General features: G+C 61.0%; 23 protein-coding genes. 6 read left to right on the forward strand and 17 right to left on the reverse strand.

Going from position 1 to position 22,369, the window contains the following annotated elements; genetic code table 11:
* Positions 1-13 precede the first annotated feature (13 nt).
* From GR183_RS15975 to GR183_RS16010, 8 genes are all read right to left on the reverse strand, one after another.
* Positions 14-1,030, reverse strand: coding sequence for a type II secretion system F family protein (locus GR183_RS15975; RefSeq protein ID WP_160776642.1), 1,017 nt, complete (start codon positions 1,028-1,030; stop codon positions 14-16).
* Positions 1,023-2,534, reverse strand: a complete 1,512-nt coding sequence (locus tag GR183_RS15980; protein WP_208999875.1) for an ATPase, T2SS/T4P/T4SS family — start codon at positions 2,532-2,534, stop codon at positions 1,023-1,025. Before GR183_RS15980 ends, GR183_RS15975 begins: the two co-directional genes overlap by 8 nt.
* A 78-nt stretch (positions 2,535-2,612) precedes the next feature.
* The gene (locus GR183_RS15985) at positions 2,613-3,947 is read right to left on the reverse strand and encodes a CpaE/TadZ family protein (RefSeq protein WP_160776643.1); all 1,335 of its coding nucleotides are present in this window, start codon (positions 3,945-3,947) and stop codon (positions 2,613-2,615) included.
* 18 nt (positions 3,948-3,965) lie between these two features.
* The gene (locus GR183_RS15990) at positions 3,966-4,688 is read right to left on the reverse strand and encodes a CpaD family pilus assembly protein (protein ID WP_160776644.1); all 723 of its coding nucleotides are present in this window, start codon (positions 4,686-4,688) and stop codon (positions 3,966-3,968) included.
* Between the two features lie 11 nt (positions 4,689-4,699).
* Positions 4,700-6,088, reverse strand: coding sequence for a type II and III secretion system protein family protein (locus GR183_RS15995; protein ID WP_202396132.1), 1,389 nt, complete (start codon positions 6,086-6,088; stop codon positions 4,700-4,702).
* Positions 6,089-6,165: 77 nt separating this feature from the next.
* Positions 6,166-6,942: a Flp pilus assembly protein CpaB gene (gene cpaB / locus GR183_RS16000; protein ID WP_160776646.1), complete on the reverse strand. Its 777-nt coding sequence runs from the start codon at positions 6,940-6,942 to the stop codon at positions 6,166-6,168.
* A gap of 363 nt (positions 6,943-7,305) precedes the next feature.
* The gene (locus GR183_RS16005) at positions 7,306-7,827 is read right to left on the reverse strand and encodes an A24 family peptidase (RefSeq protein WP_160776762.1); all 522 of its coding nucleotides are present in this window, start codon (positions 7,825-7,827) and stop codon (positions 7,306-7,308) included.
* Positions 7,828-7,943: 116 nt separating this feature from the next.
* A complete protein-coding gene (locus tag GR183_RS16010) occupies positions 7,944-8,108 on the reverse strand; it encodes a Flp family type IVb pilin (protein ID WP_160776647.1) in 165 nt (54 codons plus the stop codon).
* Between the two features lie 424 nt (positions 8,109-8,532).
* Here GR183_RS16010 and GR183_RS16015 point away from each other — a divergent pair, with 424 nt between their 5' ends.
* From GR183_RS16015 to GR183_RS16035, 5 genes are all read left to right on the forward strand, one after another.
* Positions 8,533-9,018: a pilus assembly protein N-terminal domain-containing protein gene (locus GR183_RS16015; RefSeq protein WP_202396134.1), complete on the forward strand. Its 486-nt coding sequence runs from the start codon at positions 8,533-8,535 to the stop codon at positions 9,016-9,018.
* 29 nt (positions 9,019-9,047) lie between these two features.
* A complete protein-coding gene (locus GR183_RS16020) occupies positions 9,048-9,623 on the forward strand; it encodes a TadE/TadG family type IV pilus assembly protein (protein ID WP_160776648.1) in 576 nt (191 codons plus the stop codon).
* A gap of 11 nt (positions 9,624-9,634) precedes the next feature.
* Positions 9,635-10,222 carry a TadE/TadG family type IV pilus assembly protein gene (locus GR183_RS16025; RefSeq protein ID WP_160776649.1) on the forward strand — a complete coding sequence of 196 codons (588 nt, stop codon included), beginning with the start codon at positions 9,635-9,637 and terminating at the stop codon, positions 10,220-10,222.
* Between the two features lie 305 nt (positions 10,223-10,527).
* Positions 10,528-11,943 (forward strand): bifunctional enoyl-CoA hydratase/phosphate acetyltransferase, encoded by a 1,416-nt coding sequence (locus tag GR183_RS16030; protein WP_160776650.1) that lies wholly within the window; start codon positions 10,528-10,530, stop codon positions 11,941-11,943.
* On the forward strand, positions 11,940-13,112 hold the full coding sequence (locus GR183_RS16035; RefSeq protein ID WP_160776651.1) for an acetate/propionate family kinase: 1,173 nt from the start codon (positions 11,940-11,942) through the stop codon (positions 13,110-13,112). Before GR183_RS16030 ends, GR183_RS16035 begins: the two co-directional genes overlap by 4 nt.
* A 15-nt stretch (positions 13,113-13,127) precedes the next feature.
* On the opposite strand, the gene GR183_RS16040 is transcribed toward GR183_RS16035, so the two are convergent.
* Positions 13,128-14,222 (reverse strand): phosphate/phosphite/phosphonate ABC transporter substrate-binding protein, encoded by a 1,095-nt coding sequence (locus GR183_RS16040; protein ID WP_160776652.1) that lies wholly within the window; start codon positions 14,220-14,222, stop codon positions 13,128-13,130.
* 126 nt (positions 14,223-14,348) lie between these two features.
* Between GR183_RS16040 and GR183_RS16045 the strand changes: the two genes are divergently transcribed.
* Positions 14,349-14,999 (forward strand): HAD family hydrolase, encoded by a 651-nt coding sequence (locus GR183_RS16045; protein WP_160776653.1) that lies wholly within the window; start codon positions 14,349-14,351, stop codon positions 14,997-14,999.
* A 7-nt stretch (positions 15,000-15,006) separates the two neighbouring features.
* Here the strand turns inward: GR183_RS16045 and GR183_RS16050 are convergent, their stop codons facing one another.
* The 8 genes from GR183_RS16050 to GR183_RS16085 all read right to left on the reverse strand — a co-directional run bounded on the left by GR183_RS16050 (position 15,007) and on the right by GR183_RS16085 (position 22,362).
* The gene (locus tag GR183_RS16050; protein ID WP_160776654.1) at positions 15,007-16,038 is read right to left on the reverse strand and encodes a histone deacetylase family protein; all 1,032 of its coding nucleotides are present in this window, start codon (positions 16,036-16,038) and stop codon (positions 15,007-15,009) included.
* Between the two features lie 101 nt (positions 16,039-16,139).
* Positions 16,140-16,664, reverse strand: a complete 525-nt coding sequence (locus tag GR183_RS16055) for a retropepsin-like aspartic protease family protein (RefSeq protein ID WP_160776655.1) — start codon at positions 16,662-16,664, stop codon at positions 16,140-16,142.
* 134 nt (positions 16,665-16,798) lie between these two features.
* Positions 16,799-17,722 (reverse strand): ribokinase, encoded by a 924-nt coding sequence (locus tag GR183_RS16060; protein ID WP_160776656.1) that lies wholly within the window; start codon positions 17,720-17,722, stop codon positions 16,799-16,801.
* 81 nt (positions 17,723-17,803) lie between these two features.
* Entirely contained in the window at positions 17,804-18,568 is a 765-nt protein-coding gene (locus GR183_RS16065; protein WP_160776657.1) for an SDR family NAD(P)-dependent oxidoreductase, read from the reverse strand.
* A gap of 111 nt (positions 18,569-18,679) precedes the next feature.
* Positions 18,680-19,309, reverse strand: a complete 630-nt coding sequence (upp, locus tag GR183_RS16070) for a uracil phosphoribosyltransferase (RefSeq protein ID WP_160776658.1) — start codon at positions 19,307-19,309, stop codon at positions 18,680-18,682.
* 127 nt (positions 19,310-19,436) lie between these two features.
* Positions 19,437-20,441 (reverse strand): adenosine deaminase, encoded by a 1,005-nt coding sequence (locus tag GR183_RS16075; protein WP_160776659.1) that lies wholly within the window; start codon positions 20,439-20,441, stop codon positions 19,437-19,439.
* Positions 20,438-21,319, reverse strand: coding sequence for a phytanoyl-CoA dioxygenase family protein (locus tag GR183_RS16080; RefSeq protein ID WP_160776660.1), 882 nt, complete (start codon positions 21,317-21,319; stop codon positions 20,438-20,440). Before GR183_RS16080 ends, GR183_RS16075 begins: the two co-directional genes overlap by 4 nt.
* A gap of 35 nt (positions 21,320-21,354) precedes the next feature.
* On the reverse strand, positions 21,355-22,362 hold the full coding sequence (locus GR183_RS16085) for a proline racemase family protein (protein ID WP_208999877.1): 1,008 nt from the start codon (positions 22,360-22,362) through the stop codon (positions 21,355-21,357).
* Positions 22,363-22,369 lie beyond the last annotated feature (7 nt).

A 22,369-nucleotide genomic window follows, 5' to 3' on the forward strand; every position in this document is an offset into this window, starting at 1 on the left:
CTTCGCCAATTGATCAGTGATCGAAGTTGATCATTTTACGCATCACCAGAATTCCCATCGTCATCCAGCAAAGACCGCCGGCCAGGATCAGATTGCCCGTCGGATCCTCGAAAAGGATGCCGATATAGTCAGGGCTGGTGAGCGAAAGCAGCGCTATGACGATGAACGGAAGGGAACCGATGATGCCGGCCGAGGCCTTCGCCTCGGAACTCATCGCCTTGATCTTGCCCTGCAGGGTCTTGCGTCCGCGCAGAACCTTCGAAAGATTGCCGAGCGCTTCCGACAGCGAACCGCCGGCCTGCTGCTGGATCGCGATGACGATGGCAAAAAAATTCGCTTCCGCCACGGGGACCCTTTTCGGCATGCGTGCAACGGCTTCCGCCAGCGACACGCCCATTGTCTGCGTTTCGACGATGCGGCGAAACTCGCTGGCGACAGGCTCCCGCGCCTCGGCCGCGACAATCTGGATGCACTCGTTGACCGGCAGGCCCGCCTTCGCGCCACGCACGATCACGTCCACGGCATTCGGCAACTCGTCGAGAAAGGCATTGAAACGCTTCTTGCGCCGCCAGGCCACGAACCAGCGGGGAAGACCCAGGAATCCGACGAAGCCGAACGCGCCGACAACCCACGGCGAGGGCTTGACGAGAAAACCGGCAAAAGCAGCCGCCAGCCCTATCAACAACGAGACGAGCCAGAACATGCGCTTCGACCATGACAGGCCGGCCTGTTTGATGCGCAATTCCAGATCCAGGCTTTCCTTTTTCTGCCTGGACCGCTGCCGCTCCTCGAATTCCTTGAGCTGATCCTGCACGTTCTTGCGCCGCCGGTCGGCGTCACGGGCCTTGAGACGATCGGCGTGGATCTCGTGGCGCGCGGAAATTTCATGGATGCGCTTTTCGCGATTCAGCTCGCCATTCAGCCGAGGCTGAAAAAGGGCGTAAAGAACGCCGCCGATCGAAAAGGCGACCAGAAGCGCAATCGCCACCACCGTGATTTCGGGCGTGAGGTAAGCCTGCAGGTCAGCCATTGACACTTTCGTTCACCTCCGCGGCATCGAGGGCATGGGCAAGCCTGTTCTCCTCGTTGAAGTAGCGCGCGCGCTCCCAGAAAACGGGCCGGCCGATGCCGGTGGAGCGGTGGCGCCCGAGCAGGCGTCCATGCGCGTCCTCGCCCAGGATATCGTAGACGTAGACATCCTGCGTGATGATCACATCCCCTTCCATGCCGACCACTTCGGTAACGTGGGTAATGCGGCGTGAACCGTCACGAAGGCGCTGCGCCTGCACGATGACGTCGATCGAGGAAACGATCATTTCCCTAAGGGTTCGCGACGGCAGGGTGAAACCACCCATCGTGATCATCGATTCAAGGCGGGACAGGGCCTCGCGCGGGCTGTTGGCGTGCAGCGTGCCCATCGACCCGTCGTGGCCGGTGTTCATCGCCTGAAGAAGGTCGAAGGCCTCGGGTCCGCGCACTTCGCCCACGATTATGCGTTCAGGACGCATACGCAGGCAGTTCTTGACGAGATCGCGCATGGTGATTTCGCCTTCGCCCTCCAGGTTGGGAGGACGGGTTTCCAGGCGCACCACATGCGGCTGCTGCAATTGCAGTTCCGCCGCATCCTCGCAAGTGATGATGCGTTCGTCGTGGTCGATGTAACGGGTAAGGCAGTTCAGCAGCGTCGTCTTGCCGGAACCCGTACCGCCGGAAATCAGCACGTTACAGCGCACGCGCCCGATGATCTGGAGGATGGTCGCACCTTCCGGCGACACCGAGCCGAACTGGACCAGCTGGTCGAGAGTGAGCTTGTCCTTCTTGAACTTACGAATGGTGAGTGCGGGACCGTCGATGGAAAGCGGCGGCGCGATGACGTTGACGCGCGAACCGTCGGGAAGGCGCGCGTCGCAGATCGGGCTCGATTCGTCGACGCGGCGGCCGACCTGGCTCACGATCCGCTGGCAGATGTTCATAAGCTGCTTGTTGTCACGGAACTGAACGCCGGTCTGATGAACCTTGCCCTCGGTCTCGATGTAGACCGTATCGGCACCGTTCACCATGATATCGGCGATGTCGTCTCGCATCAGCAAGGGTTCGAGCGGCCCGTAACCCAGAACGTCGTTACAGATGTCTTCAAGCAGGTCTTCCTGCTCCGAGATCGACATGACGACATTCTTGAGCGCGATGATGTCGTTCACGACATCGCGGATTTCCTCGCGCGCATCCTCCGGCCCGAGGCGGGAAAGCTGCGAAAGGTCGATCGCCTCGACCAACGCGTTGAAGATCGAGGCCTTGGTCTCGTAATAATCCTTCGAACGCTTCGAGGAGCGCGCGGGCTGCGGCTCCGGCTCCAGAGGCGGCTGCGTGGCAGGTGCGGCCGCTTTCTGCTCGGGCTTGGGCGCGGGCGCGGGTTCCGCCTGCGGTTGGGATGCCGCTTTGGTTTCGGGCGGCGGCGCAGTGACTTTTTCTTCCGCCGGCTTTGCGACTGGCGGCTTCACTGGAACCGAACCGGGATTTCCTCGTCTGCCGAACATGATCACCAGCTTCCGTTGATCCTGACCGCTGGCCGCCGGAGCGGCCCTGCGCCTGACACTTCGCGGCGAAGCGGGACGCTATGCCCCTTTCGCCGCACCCTTGCGCTTCTTCAGGAAACGCGCCATCAGCATATTGAGGCCCGCTCCCTTAGGTTTCCTTACTTCGCTGCGCCCCGTGACGATCTGCGACACCAGATCGAACTGCGCCTTCGACTGATGCTTCGGATCAAGCTCGCCGATCATCTGGCCGTTGTTCGCCGCCGTTCCGAAAAGCTGAGGGTCGAAGGGGATCGCAGCCGCCGGCTCCAGATCGAGGGCGGCCGTGAACTCTTCCGGCTTGATTTCGGGACGTTTGGGAACATTCACCCTGTTGAGCACGAGGTGCGGACGGCTGTCGTTCGGGCGCATCTGCCTGAGCGTGTCGAGCAGGTTCTTGGCATTGCGCAGATTGGCGAGGTCCGGTTCGGCCACGATGACGATTTCGTCCGCCGTGCCGATCAGATGCCGTGTCCAGTTCGTCCACGAGTGGGGCATATCCATGACCACCGAAGGCGTCGTCTTGCGCATGACCTCGATCAGACTGTCGAAGGTCTTCTCGTCATGGTCATAGGTCTTTTCGAGCGAGGCCGGCGCCGCCAGCAGGCTGAGCTGGTCCGTGCATTTCGACAAGAGGCGATCGAGGAACGTCTCATCCAGGCGCTCAGGCGCGGAGATCGCCTCCATGATGCCCTGCAGAGGGTCCTGATTGAAATCGAGCCCGGCAGTCCCGAAAGCGAGGTCGAGGTCCGCGAGCACGACGTCGTTTTCGAACAACCTGGCGATGGACCAGGCCACGTTGTGGGCGACCGTGGAGGCCCCGCACCCGCCTTTCGCTCCAACGAATGCGATCGTGCGCCCCAAAGGCTCGGCCGTCGGATCCGTGTAGAGATCGCCTATGGTGGCGACAAGCTGAAACAGGCTGACAGGGGCGACCAGATATTCGCTGACACCGCGATGGATAAGGTCGCGATAAAGGGTCACGTCATTCACGTGGCCGATAATCACCACCTTGGAGCCCGGATCGCAAACCTCGGCAAGACCGTCGAGGTGTTCGATCAGTTCGTTAGCCGGCAAACTGCACTCGATCACGATGAGGTTCGGCGTCGGCGCCGACCCGTAAAAATCGACCGCGGCCGCGATGCCGCCCATGTGAACCTTCACGTGGGCCTTCGACATTCTCCGGTCGATGCTGGCCGATTCCATCATCTTCGCCGTTTCGGGCGTCTCGCAAAAAGCCTGAACGGAGATGCGCGGCACGGGCCTTAGGTCCGCCGGTGCACCTCCAGCCGGCACCTCGTCGCGCGCTGGCTCCTCCGCCTTTCGGGACTCTCCGGCCTCCGCGGCCGGATTCGGGTCATACGCCAGACTGCTCATGTCGCAACCTCTCTCGGATCAGTTAGCCGCATCGGATATCTTGGCGCCGTCGCCTTCCTTGTAATCCGACCCGGTTCTTTCACCCCTGCGATACTTTTCGAAGACCGTGGAGCGACGCTGCTGGTCCGCCGGACCTTGAGCGCGCGGGTAGATGAAATCCGCCGGATCATCGACTAACGCGGCGAGATTCTTCTGAGTGGCGCAGCCGAAATCGTAGTAGTCGGTGTTGGCGAAGTCCCCGGTCACGTCGTCGGGCCAGGTACCGCACGGGCCCACCTCCGCCTTGATGGTCGGATAGGCGAGGCGAACCGGGGCGGAAATACTTGGATCGGCCACCGGATAGGAACGGGTCACGATCCTCTTGCCGGAAATGCCGCCGCGCTTGATGGCGGACCTGAGCCCCGGCGTGATCGCATGGACTGCGGATTCATTGGCGGAGCCGGACGGAACGATGATTTCCATCACGCTTGCGCCCCTGCGCCGTCCGTCGGCGGCGAAACTGGCAACCGCGGCGGCCATCTGCGGGGGCAGCCTGCGCATGCCCGCGCCGACCGGCAGGTCGAGGGTTTCCGTGCCCTCGTCCACGATGATCGGATGGCGCAGCTGGTAGTCGTTGGCCGCCAGAGCCTCGGTCGTATACGGAGTGGTCTGCTGGCACCCTGCCAGGAACGAGCCCGCCAGGAGGATGAGACCGAGGCCGGCGAGGCGACCTGAGCGAATGTATCTCGCGTTCGAAGGCATCGTCGCATTCCTCAATATTTGTAGATGTAGCCGACCTGGCCGTGATAGGTGCCCTCAGGCGCCGGCGCACCCGACACGCTGTAGATGCGGTTGAGGCGGTTCAGGAAGATCGTCGCCGCGTCGGTGGCCGGAGCGAAATTCTTGTCGGGACGGGCGAGCTTGCTGCGGTTGACCGGCTTTGCCAGATAGGGAGTGACGAAGACCACGAGCTCGGTCTGCTTGCGCAGGAAGTCGCGGCTCTTGAACAGCGCCCCGAGGACCGGAACCTGCATGAGGCCGGGCACTCCGTTCAGGTCCTGCTTGTAGGTTTCCTTCAGAAGGCCCGCCATGACGAGCGTGCCGCCGGAGGGCAGCTCGACCGTCGATTCCGCGCGCCGGACCTTAAGCGCCGGGATCGTGATGAGGCCGAGGTTGACCGCCCCTTCCTGGGTGATCTCGCTGACTTCCGTCTTGACGCGCAGGCTGATGTTGCCTTCGTTCAGGACGACGGGCGTGAAATCCAGGCCGACACCGAATTTCTTGAATTCAACCGTGACTTCCCTTTGATCCTGCGAGACGGGGATCGGGAATTCGCCACCCGCGAGGAAGCTGGCGTTTTCGCCGGATATGGCGGTCAGCGTCGGCTCCGCGAGAGTGCGGATCACGCCGTCACGCTGCAATGCCTCGATTTCAGCGACGATCCGCGTGTCGCCGGCAAGGAAGTCCGTTCCGAGCGAGCCGCGATTGACGACATTCGAGTTGACCGTGTAGCCGGGCTGGTTGTTGAAGCCGACGGTATAGTTTCCAATGCCGATGCTGCCGGCGAGATTGACGCCCAACTGCTTGATGATCGAGCGTTCGACCTCCGCGACCGTGACCTTCAGGTGAACCTGGTCCTTGCCCTCGACCGAAACCGTGTTGAGAACGGACGACTGACCTCCTTCATCCGGCTTGGCGTAGCGTCTGGCGAGATCCGTCGCGCGCTGCGCGTCGCCCGTGCTTTTCGCCGTGCCCGAAAGAACGATGTTGCCGTTGACCGCATCCGCCCTGATGTTCGCCGTCGGAATCGCGCGGCGTATGAGCGCGTTGAGTTCGGTGGTGTCCTGGTCGACGTAGAGGTCGAAGTTTGCAAGCTGCACGCCGCCGTCGCCGAAGAGGAAGAGACTGGCCTGGCCTGCCTTGTTGCCGAGTACGAAGACGCGACGCGACGTTCTGACCACCGCATCGGCGATTTCCGGATCGGAGACGAGAACGTCACGAACCTCTTCGCCAAGGTTGATCACCACCGACCGGCCCACCCCTACGCGCAATATGCGCTCGGCTATGCGGTCGCCCGCGGCAATGTTCACCGTCTTGGGATAAGAGCTGTCGGCGGCGGCCGGTCCGGTGCCGGCAAACGACAGAGCGAGGCTGAAAGCCATCAATCCGACGCCAATCCATCGCTTGCAATTCATCGTCCGTCTCCTTGACCGGGCGTGATCTGTCGCCCTGCCTCAATTCACTTCAGGGTCGATGCCTGGCTTGTCAGGCCGTACTTGACGAAGTTGACGCCGCCGCCGACGAAATTGTCATCCGCGTCGTCCGCGGAATCCGCCGCACTGCGCAAGGAAAGCGAGATCGTGCCGACCTGCTGCGCCTGGGCGACGACTTCCGTCTGTTCCGGCGACAGTTCCAAAGTGGCGGTGCGTCCCGGCGGCAATGCCTTTTCGTCCTGCTCTCCGGCCGTGGTCGTGTCGATCGCAAGCACGCGGACGTTCGCCAGAATGGTTTCGCTCGTGAAGCCATCGCCGCTGCGTCCGTTCCGGGCACGTGTCAGGATGAGGTCGACCTTGTCGCCGGGAAGAATGAAACCGCCCGCCGTCGTCACCGCCTCCACCGGAACCGCGATCGCGCGCCGCCCCTTGGGAAGGATTGCCGCCATGAAACCGCGATCGGTGGAAATGAGGCGCTCCTCGCGCAGCGGCTCGCCGGAATAAAGCGGCGCGCGGGCGATCCTCCCGGAAAGGCTGACCGCGGCGTCCGGCTGCTGGGAGCGCAGGATCGAACCGGCCGGCGTCGAGCCCTTCGGCCATTCCGCCCAGGTGAGATCGGATGCCGCCAGCTGGCTGCCGAGCTTCACGTCCCGGGAAGCGACGAGAACCTGCTCCACGCCCGTCACCGGCGCTTCGGCGACCACCGCTTCGGGTGGAGCGCTTGAGTTGCTGATCACGAGCCGCGCCGCCAGAAGGCCAGCACCCAACGCAACACCGAGGATGGCAAATCGAGCAATCTTCATGTCTCTCATCCACTCGTTCCGGGGACCGGAAAGCCGAATGTGGCTCACCTATGGTCACCTGTTGACATTACAGTGAGTGGAAAATGGTCAAGACATGGTTAACAAGCGGTGATCGAATATACTTAATGACCATTAATTCATGCGCAAAATGCCGAAACTAAACAGCAAAATTAATGCAAGATTAATTGCTCGATTAGAGGTGTAAGCATTTTATCTCACAACCAATGGGTCATAATCGCCCGAATTCAACGCCTTTATTACGTCAACTGAGAGCATTTGCAGGAGGTGCTTCGTTCGCCCTGAAGCCGCCGGCCAACGGGCGCGAATCCTGACGGCACGGGCCGATCCGAGAAAAACGCAGGCTCAGCTGGCCGCGACCAGAGCCTGGAACCAGACCGTTTCCGGATAAACCTGCAAAGCCGCCAGAGAAAGGGCTATGCCGTAAGGTATTCCGGTGTTGCGGTCGTGAAGCCGCACCAGCCAGGACTGCCCGCTTGCGATGCCCGGAAGCACCGGAATCTTGTTGCGGAATAAAAGCAGGGCCAGTGTCAAAACGGCACCGTAGACCGCCGAAAGAAACAGAAAGCCGAATAAAGGCTCCGAAAAGCCGAACCATAAAGCAATGGCCGCAGCGACCTTTACGTCACCTCCACCCATCCAGCCACAGGCGAACAGGGTGAACCCGACCGCGAAAACGCACACCCCGGCAAGCAGGTGATAGCCCGCATCCGGCAGCGAGAGAGGAACGAAGGGCGCCAAAGCCGCGAAACCGGCAACCAACAACAGCGAGACCCGATTGGGAATCGTCATGGTGAAGAGGTCGGAAGTGGCCGCATAGGCGACCAGACAGGGAAAGACTATCAAGAGCGATGCTTCAATCATGATTTTACCCCTGTAGCGTATCCTTCCCCCGGACATGCAGACGGACGGCAGATGCCGTCCGTCGCAAATCGTGTATTTCCGCGGTCGCAGCAGGAACCGGACCGCGAAACATCCGATTATTACTGCAGACCGTCGGACACCGTCGTGAAGGTGGTGGTCAGGTTCGTACCGACGGTGGCAAGGATACCGACGATGGCAACCGAGATCAGAGCGGCGATCAGGCCATATTCAATGGCGGTAGCACCGGACTCGTCCTTGGCGAAACGTGCGAAAAGATTCTTCATGGGTTTGCTCCTAGCTCCACGTGTTTTGACAGCACTAGCTCGCCGGCCTTGTTTTCTTTTGACCGATCGAAGCTTTGACAACGTTACGCACCGCCAATTGCTAAAAAGTTAATTCAACCGTCGAACTTCAGTTGTTTTGCCAGTTTTTCAAACAGAGTTAACAGTATCATAATTCGATGATTCAAATTTTACATGTAAATTATTCATTTACGATTGCATATAAGAAGTAGTGCTGAAATTTTTTTGTTATATATTCTATAAGTGACGAGAGGGCGATTATTAAACACTAACAAAAGTGCGGCAACTCTCTTTACGGGAGATATACACGGCGAGCGGCAGAATGATTGAAGCAAACCCATTCGTTAGCGGTTCGTTCACCAAGTTCTGCGCAAGATCGGTCAGTTCGCATAGCCTGGAGGCTGAAATGTTCTTGAACCTGAACGTCACGCGACCTGCCGCAACGTTTGTTGCCCTGGTGGCCATGCTCGCCATCACCGGAACCCCCGCCATCGCGAAAGAAGGCGGAGTTTCGGTCATGACCGACCGGGCAAAGGTTTTCCGGATCGACAAGCCCGCCGATACGGTCATCGTCGGCAACCCGTCGATTGCAGACGTCACGATGCACGATCGCTTCACCGTCGTGGTGACCGGAAAGCTTTTCGGAACGACGAATCTCGTCATTCTGGACAAGGACGCCGAACCGATCATCGACGAGGTGATTACCGTCATGCCGAACGAGACCGATCTCGTCACCGTGCATCGCAATGGCGCGCGCTTCAGCATGTCGTGCAGCCCGATTTGCGAACCGACCCTGAGGGTCGGCGACAACAAGGATACTTTCGACCTGACGGAGCAACAGGCGTCCAAACGTAATGAAATGGCTGAAGCACTAGCCGGCGCAGGCAACTGATCCGCGCCGGGGAGCTGGGGGTTGGAGAAATGTTGAAATCCATCCGGAACGGGTTCTCTAGATCGCGCTGGCGCAAGGCCGCCCGCGCGGCGGGACGGATTTCTTCGGACAGGCGGGGCGTCACGATGGTCGAGTTCGGCCTCATTGCCCTGCCTTTTTTCACACTTCTGCTTTTTATCCTCGAAATGGGCATGTCCCTTTTCGCAGGACAGCTTCTCGAAAACGCGACGATCGATGCTTCTCGTCTCATACGCACCGGACAGGCACAGCAAAGCGGCTTCGACGCCGGCGCCTTCAAGCAGCAGGTTCTCGACCGCCTCTACGGCATTCCTTTCTCCGCCGAACGTTTGTCGGTCGATGTCGAAAGGCTCGACGATTTCACGCAGTTCCGCGGCGACCCCCTGGTCCAAAACGGTGAGCTGCAGGACAATTTCACCTACGACCACGGAGAGGCGGGCGACATCATCATCGTGCGGGTGATCTACCGCTGGCCCCTCATCACCGCGTTCATGCGACTGGACTACTCCGACCTGAACAACGGAGATCGCCTGCTCGTATCGACGTCTATATTCCGTAACGAGCCCTTCCCATGGACAAGCAAGTAGGAGGCGGGACGATGCGTGCTTTGTTTTCACTACCAGCCTCCGCCGCGAGGGCGTTGCGCAGCAAACTGGCTGCCGACCGGCGCGGGATGGCTGCGGTCGAATTCGCACTTGTACTGCCCATCATGCTGTTGCTTCTGGTCGGCATGACGGAGCTTTACTCGGCCATGACGCTCGATCGCAAGCTTAGCCAGACTTCTAGCTCGGTTGCCGACCTGGTAGCCCAGGAAGATGAAGTAACGCGGACCGAATTGCTGGCGATCATGGATATCGCGGAAGCCATTCTCGACCCTTACCCCGAGCAGGGCGTTCAGCTCGTCGTCGCCGGCGTGCGCATGGAAGAGGAAAACCAGCCTGAAGTCACATGGAGCGAAGGCTTGAACATCTCTTCCTGGGCCACGGGCGCGCCGCCCCCGATCGAGCTTCCCGCAGAACTTATAAAGACAAAAGGCGCCTTTCTTGTCGTAACGCACGGCACATATACATATCAGCCGGTGTTCACGAACCTGTTCAAGGACATTTTCGGCACCAACGAAATTGCGCTGGAAGATTCCTACTACCTCAGGCCCCGCCTGAGCGCCGAAGTTCGCTGCTGCAACTGAGAATCCGGTTCGCAATCGACAAGTCGAAACCCCCGCCTTGGGATTAAGGCGGGGGTTTCTTCTTTTATACATCGGTTCGGAAATCTACCGGCCCGCACCATGCCCGGAACCTGGATCTCCACAGACCCTGAGTTTCCCGGAACACCTCAGGATATTTCGCATGCATGCGGCTGATGCAGATCAAGGGCCGATCCCTTTCCTCGTGTCAAAAACCGGATAATCTTCACAATGGTGTATCCGTTCTTCACTATCGCAATGCCGGATGGAACATCTGAATGCTCCATTTACGGCTGCCGGAGAAGAATATGGCCAGAAACAAGACTTATGACGAAATTTCCGTAGGCGACAGCGCGACGCTTACCCGCACGCTTACAGCCAACGATCTTTTCGTGTTCGCCCATGCCTCCGGCAACGTCAATCCGATGCATCTGCCGAACGTGGACTGGACGGGCGACGGCAAGGTCGACGAACCGATTGCGCCTTCAATGTGGGCGGGAGCGCTCATTTCCGCCGTCCTCGGCAATGTCCTTCCCGGCCCTGGAACTGTTTACCGCTCGCAGACATTGAGCTTTCGCGACCGTGCGCGGATCGGCGACCGGCTTGAGGTCTCCGCCAAGGTTACCGCAAAGAAAAGCGACGGCATCGTCGAATTGACGACGCGGGTCAAACGCGAAGACGACACCGTCATCGCCGAGGGAGATGCGGTCGTTACCGCGCCGGAGCGCACGATCACTTTCGATGCGAGCAGCCTTCCAGGAATACTGATCGAGAGCCATCAGCATTTCGACCGGCTTCTGGAAGCGGCCGAAACGCTTCCGCCCCTGCCGACAGCGGTCGTCGCGCCCGATGACCCCAATTCGCTCGGCGGAACGGCGCTGGCGGCCCGTGACGGGCTCATAGAACCCGTGCTCGTCGGCTCGCGCTCGCGTATAGAGGCCACCGCCGCCCGGATCGGCCTCGATCTTTCGCCCTTCGAGCTGATCGACGTCGACCCGGAAGACGCCGCCGCCGCGCGCGCGGTCGCCCTCGTGCATGAGGGGCGCGTGCGCGCGGTCATGAAGGGTCACCTCCACACCGACGACCTCCTGCGCCACATCGTCAAGCGGGACGGAGGCTTGAGGACGAAACGACGGCTCAGCCATTGCTTCGTCATGGATGTTCCAGGCCGTGCCTCCCCCGTCATCATTTCGGATGCGGCCATCAACATTTCGCCGGATCTTCAAGCCAAGGTCGATATCGTCCAGAACGCCATCGATGTCGCGCGCTCGCTGGGCATCGCCACGCCCAAGGTCGGCATCCTGTCGGCGATCGAGACCGTCAACCCCGCCATTCCTTCCACCCTCGATGCCGCGGTGCTTTCGAAGATGGCCGAGCGCGGCCAGATCAAGGGCGGCATCGTCGACGGGCCGCTCGCCATGGACAACGCGATCGACGTGCAAGCGGCGAAAAGCAAGGGCATCACGTCCCTCGTCGCGGGCCACGCGGATGCGCTCGTCGTGCCGAACCTGGAAGCCGGCAACATGCTCGCCAAGGAGCTGACGTTCATAGCCCACGCGGAGGCGGCGGGCCTTGTCGCCGGCGCGAAAGTACCGGTAATGCTTACAAGCAGGGCCGACAACGACCGCGCAAGGCTCTGCTCCTGCGTTCTGGCGCTTCTTTACGACCACTGGCAGAAGACCGGCGAACCGCTGGTCCACCAGAATGAGGAGGACAAGCCGTGAGCGCGGCCGGCCGGACGATCCTGGTCCTGAATTCGGGATCGTCCTCCATCAAGTTCAAGATTTTTCGCGCAGACGAACCGTTTCTTTCGGGCCTGATCGAAGGCATCGGCACCTCACCGCGCATGATCGCCGAAGCCTTGAGCGGGGACGGCAGGGTAGAGCGCAAGCTTGCCGACGACGCCGACCACGGCACGGCACTGGATGCGGCGTTCTCCTATCTTTTCGGGCGATATCCGGACATTCGGGTAGACGGTGTCGGCCACCGGGTCGTCCACGGCGGCACGGCCTATAGCGAACCCGTCCTGATCGACGATGGCGTGCTTGGCGAACTGGAGCGTCTGTGCCCGCTCGCACCTCTGCACCAGCCCCATAACCTGGCGGGAATTCGCGCGGCGGAATTCGCCTTGCCGGATGTTCCCCAGGTCGCCTGCTTCGATACCGCCTTCCACCGCAAGCACCCCTGGGTGAACGACACCTTCGCCCTTCCCCGCAGCTATTTCGAGGAGGGCGTGCGCCGCTACGGGTTTCACGGGCTTTCCTATGAATTCATCGTCAAGAAGCTCTGCGAAGTGGCGCCCGATATTGCCGACAAGCGTATCGTCGTCGCTCATCTGGGCAACGGTGCATCGCTCTGCGCGATCGAGGCGGGCAAAAGCGTGGGCTCGACGATGGGCTTTTCCGCGCTCGACGGCCTGCCGATGGGCACCCGCTGCGGCCAGCTCGATCCCGGCGTCGTGCTTTATCTCATGCAGGCACGGAAGATGACGGCCGGGGAAATCTCCGATCTTCTCTACAAACAATCGGGGCTGAAGGGCCTCTCCGGCGTCTCAAGCGACATGCGTGAGCTTGAAAGCTCCCCGGATCCGCATGCAGCCGAGGCGATCGACTATTTCGTCTTCCGTATCCGCCGCGAGATCGGCGCGATGGCCGCGGTGCTCGCAGGGCTGGACGGTCTCGTCTTTACCGGCGGTATCGGCGAGAATTCCGTCCGTATCCGTGAGCTTGTCTGCCGGGATATGGGCTGGCTCGGCGTCGAGTTGGACAATCAGGCGAACGGCGAAAACCGCATGCGGATTTCCGCCCAAGGCTCCAGGGTCAAGGTGCTTGCCGTGCCGACCGATGAAGAGCGGATGATCGCAGGGCATACGGCGAAGCTATTAACTGCGTGAGAGGCGAACCGAACTTCACTTTTCCGCACCGGACAGAGGCTTCATGTTTCCCGCCTTGCCGCCGAGCGCGGAGAACCGGTTGTCGAATGTGTTCGCAAGCGGTTCGAACGCCTCCACGCCGATGGGAACGAAGCCTGGGCTCTGCCTTGGGGCGATCGCGAAAAACGCGGAAGGATCCTCGACGTCGAGCGCCAGAAGATGCACCTTCAGCCTGTGCTTGATCTTGTCGGCGAGCGAACGCCTGACCACGTGCGGCGCATTCGGTATCGGTTCCGAACGCCAGATGATACGCAAGGAGCCGGGCTCCATGAGCCGTCCCGCCTCCATCTCCGCGACCGTGCCGCGACCGCCATCGCTTACCTCATCGCCCTCTCCGGTCCAGCCGAGCGTCGCGTCGAGTATGCCGATCATGACGCGCTTCGCCCCGTCGAGCGGGCCGTCGACCTCGACCAGTTCGCCGAAATGCTTTTGCGGGTCCATGCCGATCTGGCGAAAGGCGAAGAACGGCAGGCGCCGGGTGGTGGTCGACCCTTCCGCGCCGATGCCGAGTTTCGCGCCCTTGAGATCTTCAAGCGTTACATACGCGCTTCCGTTGGCAACGATCAGCGCCGCCCGGTAAGCGCTCTCTCCTCCACGAGCGGCCGGCACCGCCAGAGGTTCCACGCAGCCGCAGCGCTTCCAGGCCTGCGCGAAGGCGGAAGCGGAAAGTTCCGCATAATCCACTTTGCCTGTCACGAGCGCGTCCTGAAGGGACGACAAATCGGCGTAGGCGACGAGATTGACGGGAATGCCGAGAGCCGTTTCAAGGCTTGCGCGGTAAGGCTCAAGCAGGCGAAAGGCCGCGCGGTCGGGATCGTTCGCGTTCCTTATGACGATGCCGTAGCGCAATGACGGCAGGAGCTTGAGCATTTCGCCATCGAACCGCCCGTCAAGCGCTCCCTGCGAGGCGTCGGGCCATGGGGCGTCATAGTCATCGGGCAGCGGAACGAAATACTCTTGCGGATAATCTTCTTCATAAAATTCCGGCCCGGTTTCGGCATCGAATTCGTCCGGCCGCAATGGCAGTTCGTCGTCGCTTGCCTGGGCCGCGGCCGCGGAGATAAAAGCCAAGCTGAAACAGAGCGTAAGGCAAAGTGACCCGAATACGGCCACCACGCCGTGATGCCACGATAAATGTCTCAACAATCGTGCTATTCGCAGCATAAAGATCGCATCGAATCAATTCGGAGACCGTCCATGACAGTATCGCACGGAAAAAGCCCCGAAATCATGCCGGATATCGTCGTCTTTGACGTCGGCAACGTTCTGATCGAATGGGACCCGCGCAATCTGTACAGGAAGGTCTTCGACAATGAGGCGGCGATGGAAAACTTCCTCTCCGAAGTCTGTACCGACGCATGGAACCTGGAGCAGGACCGCGGGCGCAGCTTCGCCGAGGCGATAGCGGAGCGTGTGGCGCTCTTTCCCGAATTCGAAGCGGAAATCCGCGCCTATGACACCGGCTGGCACGACATGGTGCCCGGCGAAGTGCACGGAACGCCCGCCCTGCTCGGCGAGCTGAAGGAAGCCGGCGTCCCGCTTTACGCGATCACCAATTTCTCTAGGGAGAAATTCATCGAGGCGCGCAAGCGATTCCCCTTCCTCGATACTTCCTTCATCGACACCGTGGTATCGGCCCACGAAGGCTGCCTGAAGCCGGAGCCGCGGATCTTCGAAATCCTGTTCGAGCGCAATTCGCTCGACCCCGCCCGGACGATCTTCATCGACGACAGCCTGAAAAACGTGGAAGGGGCACGGGCAGCGGGAATGCACGCGCACCACTTCCGCGACGCGGATACGCTGCGCCGTGACCTTGTCTCGCTCGGCTTCCCGGTTGCCGCGAAGTGAGAATTCCTCAAGCGCCCTCGAAGCCGGAAAGCACGTTGACGCAATTGACGCCAAGCGCATCCACCGCGTAGCCGCCTTCCATCACGAAGACGGTCGGCAATCCCGCTTTTTCAAGCCTTGCGCCGAGCGCCAGAAATTCCTCGCTCTTCAAACGGAATTTCGAGATCGGATCGCGCTCGTATGTATCGAGGCCAAGCGAGACGACGAGCGTGTCCGGCGAAAATTCCGCGACCCGCTCGAGCGCCGCATCGAGCGCACGCGAGAAGGCCGGCCAATCGGTGCCGAGCGCCAGGGGGAAATTCGCGTTGAACCCTTCACCCGCGCCTTCGCCCGTCTCGTCCGCATGACCGAGGAAATAGGGAAACTCCTCTATCGGGTCGGCATGGAGGGAAAGGAACAGCACATCCGCGCGATCATAGAAAATCGCCTGGGTGCCGTTGCCATGGTGATAGTCGACGTCCAGCACCGCCACGCGGTCCGCACCCGCATCACGCAGGTATTGGGCGGCGATCGCGGCGTTGTTCAAAAAACAATAGCCGCCGTAGAAATCCGCATGCGCGTGGTGTCCGGGCGGGCGGCACAGCGCGAATGCCGCCCTGTCCCCTCCGGCGACGAGGCGCGCCGCCGTCAAGGCCGTGTCTGCGCTGGCACGCGCCGCGACCCACGTTTCCTCGCCAAGTGGCGTGCCGGCATCGAAGGAATAGCGGCCCAGAAGCCCGTCGATATGATCCGGCACGGGTTTTGTGCGAAGCTCGCGCACAGGCCACACGAAAGGGAAAGCCTCTCCGGAGCGCCCGGCGTTGGTCCAGCGCGTCCAGAAACCTTCCAGGAATGCGATGTAATCTCCCGCATGTACGCGCGCGATCGGCTCCAGGCCGAATTCGTCCGGCGGCAGGACGTCGCCGAAGCCGGTCTCCAGGATGCGCGCACGCACGATTTCCGCACGCGAGGGGATCTCGACCGCGGGCTTGAGCATGCCGTCGGAGATTTCATGCTTGGGGTCGTGGGCGAGCTGGACGGGCGAAAATACGGTTTTCATCGGCTTGTCTTTTGACGTCGGGCTTTCACGGTTCGTGAAGACGTGCCCCGCTATCCAGTCAAGGTCAAGGCGAACTTGGCAAACCAGGCCAATACGAAGGCTTATTGCACAAGGCGCATCCTGCCATCGCGGATATCGATCGTCGAAAGCTTGGACAGGGCCGTCATGCCGATCAGCGTGATACCCAGGGCGCCATCCGGCAGCACCATCGCCCTGACGTTCCTCAGCCGGATGCTGCCCAGGCGCACTTCCCGAAGATCGACAGGTGCGGCCCGCACGATGCCATTCGCCGTTCGCGTGCGCGCCGTATAGTCCGACGCGCGCGGGATCACGCCCGATGCAGCGGCGATCTTTTCAGGGATGGCGATCGTGGTCGCGCCCGTGTCGATAACGGCGTCGACCGCGCGTCCGTTGATCCAGACAGTCGTGAAGTAATGCCCGTTGGAGCTTGCATCGAGTACAAGCGTGCGTATTCCCCCGGCCGGCTTTCGCGGACTTTCCGCCCGTTCCTGACGAGCGGACACGGCATCGGAAACCTGCGGCGAAGCGATGATCTTGCGCGCGATGTCCGGCCCCACAACCGCGAAGCCCAGCACCCCCACAAGAACGACGAGATACCGCCACATAAACTGCCTTCCGCCCTACGACCTGATGACGACCTGAAAGTAACGCAGCGACAATATTAGGCAGTCGGCCCTTCAAAGTCGTGAAGGGCGCGCGCGTAATTCAATCTATCGTTAAGGATCCGCTACTGGCAGCGTCAGATCTTTTCACCGACCGCGGACAGCCGGCTGGCCAGTGCCTGGATCATGCTTTCTTCCGGCGAGCTCGACTGGGCGCCCGTGGCGGTACAGGCAAGGGCACCGGCCGCCGCGCCTTCCTTGAGCGCGCGCGCAATATCCGTTCCGCGAGCGAGAGCTGCGGCAAGCCCGCCGACGAAGGCATCTCCCGCACCTGTCGTATCGACGACGGAAATCATCGGCGCCGAAACCCGCCAGATCGTATTCTGATGGCGGGCGATAAGCCCGCGCGATCCAAGCGTGATGACCGTCAGCCTCTCCGGCGCGGAAAGCGCCATCAAGGCGGCGTGCGGCGATTCCGTGTCGGCAACGCCGAGATCTGCGGCGATTTCACCCGCTTCCGCCTCGTTGGCGACGAGAACGTCCACCCGGTCGATCAGCCGCGACAGCCCCTCGCCGCCGGAGGGAGCCGCATTCAAAAGCACAAGCGCGCCGACGGCACGCGCCTTTTCGACCGCCCGGGCTATCGGTTCCACGGCAAGCTCGCGCTGCAGGACGAGCAGGTCGTCCTTTTCAAGCACGCCGTCCAGCCATTCTGCAGCCACGCGGGAATTCACCCCGCTTGCGCACATGATGAGGTTCTCGCCGCCTTCATCCACACCGATCATCGCAAGACCGGTGGAGCCGGTGAGCCTTCGAACATGCTCAAGTTCGACGCCCGCTTTCTCGAGATTCGAAAGGGCGGCCTTGGCGAAATCATCCGTACCGACCGCCCCGATCATCCGGACCTCGCCGCCCGCAAGGCGGGCCGCCAGCGCCTGGTTTGCCCCTTTTCCGCCCGGAAACACCTGATGATCCGGGCCGACCACCGTCTCGCCGGCCCGAGGCAGACGTGGAACCGAAACCACCAGATCGAGATTGATCGAACCGAATACGACGATCACTTGCCTTCCCCTTCCCGTTTCCCTTGAAGGAGAAGGTGTTTCACACACCGGCGAACGGCAAGGAAAATTGTCGTTAAACGTTCAAATCCAGCCGCCGTCGACGATATATGTCTGGTTGGTGCAGGCGGAGGCTTCGTCGGACGAGAAGAACAGGACGACACGCGCGATATCCGCTGGTTCCAGCTTTCTCTTCAGGCATTGGCGCGCCATGATCTCCTGCTCGCCTTTTTCATCGAGCCAGAGCTCCTTCTGGCGCTCCGTCATGATCCAGCCCGGAGCAATGGAATTGACGCGGATGTTGAAGGGGCCGAGGTCGCGGGCAAGCGAACGCGTGAGCCCCACGACGGCCGATTTCGAGGCCGTGTAGCCCGCCATACCGCCCTGGCCGATCATCCAGGAGATCGATCCCATGTTGATGATCGAGCCATGCCCTTCAGCCTTCATGTCCGGCACCACGGCCTTCGACACGAAGAACTGGTGCTTGAGGTTGATGTTGACGCGCTCGTCCCAATATTCGGGCGTTACTTCCTCAAGCGTGTGGCGCTCGTCATGGGCGGCGTTGTTGACGAGGACCGTGATGGGGCCGATATCCTTCCTGAGCCGGGAAACCGCTGCTTCCGTCGCCGAAATGTCGGTGAGGTCGGCCTTTTCGAAATGAACGCCGTGCCCTGCTTCGCGCAGTTCCGCGGCGAGCGCATTCGAAGGTTCTTCGGCGATGTCGATGAAGCCGACCTTCGAGCCCTGCTCCGCGAAATGGCGAACGATCGAGGCGCCAATGCCGCTTCCCCCGCCCGTGACAAGCACCGCGCGGCCTTTCAGACTCGGATAGATTGCTCCTGCTGCCATGGCGTTCCCCAATCTCCGGCGTATTTATTTTCGATACCGAATTATATCATAAAAGCGGCGCCGCCAAGACCCTGGCAACGCCGCTCATTCGCCAGATCCCGGGAACGGAGTTTATTTCGTGCCGTACATGCGATCGCCCGCATCGCCGAGACCCGGCATGATGTAACCGTGATCGTTGAGCTTTTCGTCGATCGCCGCCGTGAAGATCGGCACGTCCGGATGGGCGGACTCGAATTTCGCAACGCCCTCGGGCGCGGCAAGAAGGCACAGGAAGCGCAGGTTCGTCGCGCCCCTGTCCTTCAGGCGCTGGACGGCGGCAATCGCCGAATTGGCGGTTGCCAGCATCGGGTCCACCACGACGACAAGCCGCTCCGAAAGATCTTCCGGCGCCTTGAAGTAATATTCGACCGGTTTCAGCGTTTCCGGATCGCGGTAAAGGCCGATGTGGGCGACACGAGCGGCCGGCACAAGCTCCAGCATGCCCTCAAGCAGACCGTTGCCGGCGCGAAGGACGGAGGCGAAAACCAGCTTCTTGCCCTCGATGATCGGCGCATCCATCGGCTGCAGCGGGGTTTCGATCCCGATCGAGGTTATCGGCAGGTCGCGCGTCACCTCATAGGTCAGAAGAACGGAGATTTCCCGCAGAAGCCTGCGGAAACCTTGCGTCGAGGTTTCCTTCATCCGCATGTGGGTGAGCTTGTGCTGCACGAGCGGATGATTGATGACGGTTGCGCCTGCCATGGTCTGCCTCGCGTGGTGTTTTTGCCGCTGTCGATTGTTCAGGACATCAACAGCCCCGAAACGCCGGCTTCGTCAAGCGCGCGACTGCTCAAACCTGGCGATTTCCACCTAAGGAACGGCCAAACCGTCAGAGCGAGTAATCCACGGCTCCAGGATCGGCAAGCCGCTTCAAGAGACGCTCCTTCGTGGCCTTGTCGCAGAAGGCGGCCTCGATCGCGGTTTTCGTGATCGCAAGCTGATCGGCCTCGCTCCAGCCGAACGTCTGGGCGCAAGAGCGATATTCGTGGCCGACGGTCGTCCTGAAGAACGGCGGATCGTCGGAATTCAGCGTGATCCGGCAGCCCGCGCGGCGAAGGAGATTGACCGGATGAAAACGCAGGTTCGAATATAGCCCAAGCGCGATATTCGATCCCGGGCACACCTCCAGAACAACGCCTTCTTCCGCAATCCGCTCGACAAGCGCCTTATCTTCGATAGCCTTCACACCATGGCCGATCCGTTTGACACGCAGAAAGTCGAGCGCAGCCGTAACGCTCTCCGGCCCGCCGATTTCGCCGGCATGCGCGGTCAGGCCGAGACCGCCTTCCGCTGCCTGGCGAAAGGCGCTTGCGAAATTGGCCGGATGGCCCTCACGCTCATCGCCTGCAAGGCCGAAGCCGGTCACCAGAGGATGAGAATGAGCGAGCACCTGGGTTACGACCTGCTCGACCGCCCGCGCCCCGAAATGGCGCACGCCAACGGCGATCATCCGTCCCTCGATGCCGGTTTCGGCCTTCGCCCGCTCCATTCCTTCGGCCAGGCCCGAAACATAATCGGCGTAGGAAAGACCGTTGGCGGCGGCATGATCCGGCGAGATGGTGATTTCCGCGTAGATCACACCCTCCGCCGCGAGCATGCGGTAGTAACTTTCCGAAAGCGCCGCGTAATCTTCCGGCGTGCGAAACACCTGCGACGCACGGTCGTAGGCATTCAGAAAAGACGAGAAATCGTCCCAGGAATAGTGCCCCGTTCGGTCGAAAACACCAGACAGATCAATATCATGCCGGGTGGCGAGCCTGCGCACGAGGTCGGGCGGCGCAGCCCCTTCAATGTGGACGTGAAGCTCGGCCTTGGGAACGACGTGCCGGGTCATCGCACTGGCCTGGAAAATCCGCGCATGGGCATGTCCGGCGCGCGCTTCAGCCAGTTGTCTTCGGACCATTTTGCCGCAGCGTCGACAATATGAAGCGCATAGGCGTGACGCGAGCGGGCCGAGCGATTGGGCGCGGACTTGTGCGGAACGAGGCCATGCAGGACGACGAGCGTGCCCTTCGGCGCGACAAGTGCCGCATCTTCGCCGGAAAACGCAGTTTCATCAAGGGTTTGCATGGTGAGCGAACCGCCGGCATCGCGGAAACGCTGGCGCAGCGGGCCGAGATGACCGCCCGCAATGCCGTAGAGACCGCCGTTCGTCTCGTCCGCATCCTCAAGTGCAAACCAGAAGCCGATGCACGTTATGGGCTCGGTATGAAGAAACGTCGAATCCTGATGGCAGTTGACCTCGCCGCCAATATGCGGCGGCTTGAAGATATACATCGACTGGGCGAGTACGGGATTGGAAAGACCGAGGTCCCTGGCGGTATTTTCAAGTTTCTCGTCGCGCGAGAACGCTTCGAATACAGGATCGAGATCGTGAAGAGCGTGACCGACCTTGTTGAGCGACTGATGCTTTTCCCTGACCAGGTTGCCCTGCGAATCGAACGCGCCTTCCTCGAAGAAGAAGCGGATCTTGTCCCCGCTTTCGCGGAAATAATCGTCCTTCGCGTGGCTCTGGCTGCCCGTCTCGAAGATCGACGCATGGTCGGAAACATCAAAACCGTCAATGAGTTCCACCATGCGCTGGCGGAGACGATCGCAGTCTCGCGGAGATTTGTAGCCCTTCAGGACCAAAAAACCATCCTCGGCATAGGCCTGTTTCATCTCGCCGGTAAGCCGGCCATCCACAGTCGCTTCGAACGATCTTGCCTGCATGCTGGGCGCCTTCGCGTTTTCGGGTTGCGAACCTTTCAGCGAACGAGGAAACCTCGCCCGAGATCATCCTCCGGTTCAAGCCAAAAGCGCGATTCGCCTGAGAAATATGCCCGCCCGCCGACGCGCACGGTGACCGCACTGCGGCCATTGAAGGCGGTTTCGCCTTCGACTTCTCCCCAGAAGCGCGAGCCTGTGACACTCTCGAAGGTGCAACGCTCGCCGATGGCAACAAGACCCCGCGCATGAGCGGCGGCAAGGCGCGCGGTCACGCCGGAGCCGGTCGGAGAGCGGTCGACCTGGCCCTCGGCGAAGACGCAAATATTGCGCGTCAAGGCATCTTTCGAGGGGGCGATGAGGTCGGTGAAAATCGCGCCGTAAAGAAATCCAAGGTCGCCACCCAAGGTTCCTGAGAAATCCGTCGTGGCGTTCACACGCTCGACCAGCCGGTTTGCCGTCGAAATGAATTCCGCTACGGGAGATTTTCCAATTTCAAGTCCCGCTGCGTCAGCCGGAACGAGAGCGTAGACCGCACCTCCATAGGCGATGTCGCACAAGATATCCCCGCACCCTGGAACGTCGACTAGGATGTCCCGCTCGATCAGGAAAGCGGGAACGGAGGAGAACCAGACATCGCCGGCACGGCCCTTTTCGACCGAAACATGTGCGGTGACGAGGCCGCAGGGACATTCGATCCTGACGATCGTCTCCCCCTCGACCGCGGGGACGAGGCCCGTTTCGACCGCATAGCGCCCGAGCGCGATGACGGCATGGCCGCACATCGTGGAATAGCCCTCGTTGTGCATGAAAAGCACGGCGAGATCGGCTTGCGGGTCCGACGGCTCGACCAGAAGAGCGCCGTACATATCCGTATGCCCGCGCGGCTCGAACATGAGGAACTGGCGAAGATGGTCCAGACGGTCGCGAACAAAGCGTCGCTTTTCCAGGATCGTATCGCCTTCGACCGGCGGATAACCGCTCTTGATGATGCGCAAGGGCTCTCCGCCCGTGTGCATGTCGACGACTTCGATCTGGTTTACGGACATCAGACGT

This window comes from Stappia sediminis (genome assembly GCF_009826895.1).
Classification (GTDB): domain Bacteria; phylum Pseudomonadota; class Alphaproteobacteria; order Rhizobiales; family Stappiaceae; genus Hongsoonwoonella; species Hongsoonwoonella sediminis.

Bases quoted from the DNA above. Each gene is read 5' to 3' on its own strand.
- GR183_RS15975 (WP_160776642.1), bottom strand. From the start codon at position 1,030: ATGGCTGACCTGCAGGCTTACCTCACGCCCGAAATCACGGTGGTGGCG.
- GR183_RS15980 (WP_208999875.1), bottom strand. From the start codon at position 2,534: ATGTTCGGCAGACGAGGAAATCCCGGTTCGGTTCCAGTGAAGCCGCCA.
- GR183_RS15985 (WP_160776643.1), bottom strand. From the start codon at position 3,947: ATGAGCAGTCTGGCGTATGACCCGAATCCGGCCGCGGAGGCCGGAGAG.
- GR183_RS15990 (WP_160776644.1), bottom strand. From the start codon at position 4,688: ATGCCTTCGAACGCGAGATACATTCGCTCAGGTCGCCTCGCCGGCCTC.
- GR183_RS15995 (WP_202396132.1), bottom strand. From the start codon at position 6,088: ATGGCTTTCAGCCTCGCTCTGTCGTTTGCCGGCACCGGACCGGCCGCC.
- cpaB (WP_160776646.1), bottom strand. From the start codon at position 6,942: ATGAAGATTGCTCGATTTGCCATCCTCGGTGTTGCGTTGGGTGCTGGC.
- GR183_RS16010 (WP_160776647.1), bottom strand. From the start codon at position 8,108: ATGAAGAATCTTTTCGCACGTTTCGCCAAGGACGAGTCCGGTGCTACC.
- GR183_RS16015 (WP_202396134.1), top strand. From the start codon at position 8,533: ATGTTCTTGAACCTGAACGTCACGCGACCTGCCGCAACGTTTGTTGCC.
- GR183_RS16020 (WP_160776648.1), top strand. From the start codon at position 9,048: ATGTTGAAATCCATCCGGAACGGGTTCTCTAGATCGCGCTGGCGCAAG.
- GR183_RS16025 (WP_160776649.1), top strand. From the start codon at position 9,635: ATGCGTGCTTTGTTTTCACTACCAGCCTCCGCCGCGAGGGCGTTGCGC.
- GR183_RS16030 (WP_160776650.1), top strand. From the start codon at position 10,528: ATGGCCAGAAACAAGACTTATGACGAAATTTCCGTAGGCGACAGCGCG.
- GR183_RS16045 (WP_160776653.1), top strand. From the start codon at position 14,349: ATGACAGTATCGCACGGAAAAAGCCCCGAAATCATGCCGGATATCGTC.
- GR183_RS16050 (WP_160776654.1), bottom strand. From the start codon at position 16,038: ATGAAAACCGTATTTTCGCCCGTCCAGCTCGCCCACGACCCCAAGCAT.
- GR183_RS16055 (WP_160776655.1), bottom strand. From the start codon at position 16,664: ATGTGGCGGTATCTCGTCGTTCTTGTGGGGGTGCTGGGCTTCGCGGTT.
- GR183_RS16065 (WP_160776657.1), bottom strand. From the start codon at position 18,568: ATGGCAGCAGGAGCAATCTATCCGAGTCTGAAAGGCCGCGCGGTGCTT.
- upp (WP_160776658.1), bottom strand. From the start codon at position 19,309: ATGGCAGGCGCAACCGTCATCAATCATCCGCTCGTGCAGCACAAGCTC.
- GR183_RS16075 (WP_160776659.1), bottom strand. From the start codon at position 20,441: ATGACCCGGCACGTCGTTCCCAAGGCCGAGCTTCACGTCCACATTGAA.
- GR183_RS16080 (WP_160776660.1), bottom strand. From the start codon at position 21,319: ATGCAGGCAAGATCGTTCGAAGCGACTGTGGATGGCCGGCTTACCGGC.
- GR183_RS16085 (WP_208999877.1), bottom strand. From the start codon at position 22,362: ATGTCCGTAAACCAGATCGAAGTCGTCGACATGCACACGGGCGGAGAG.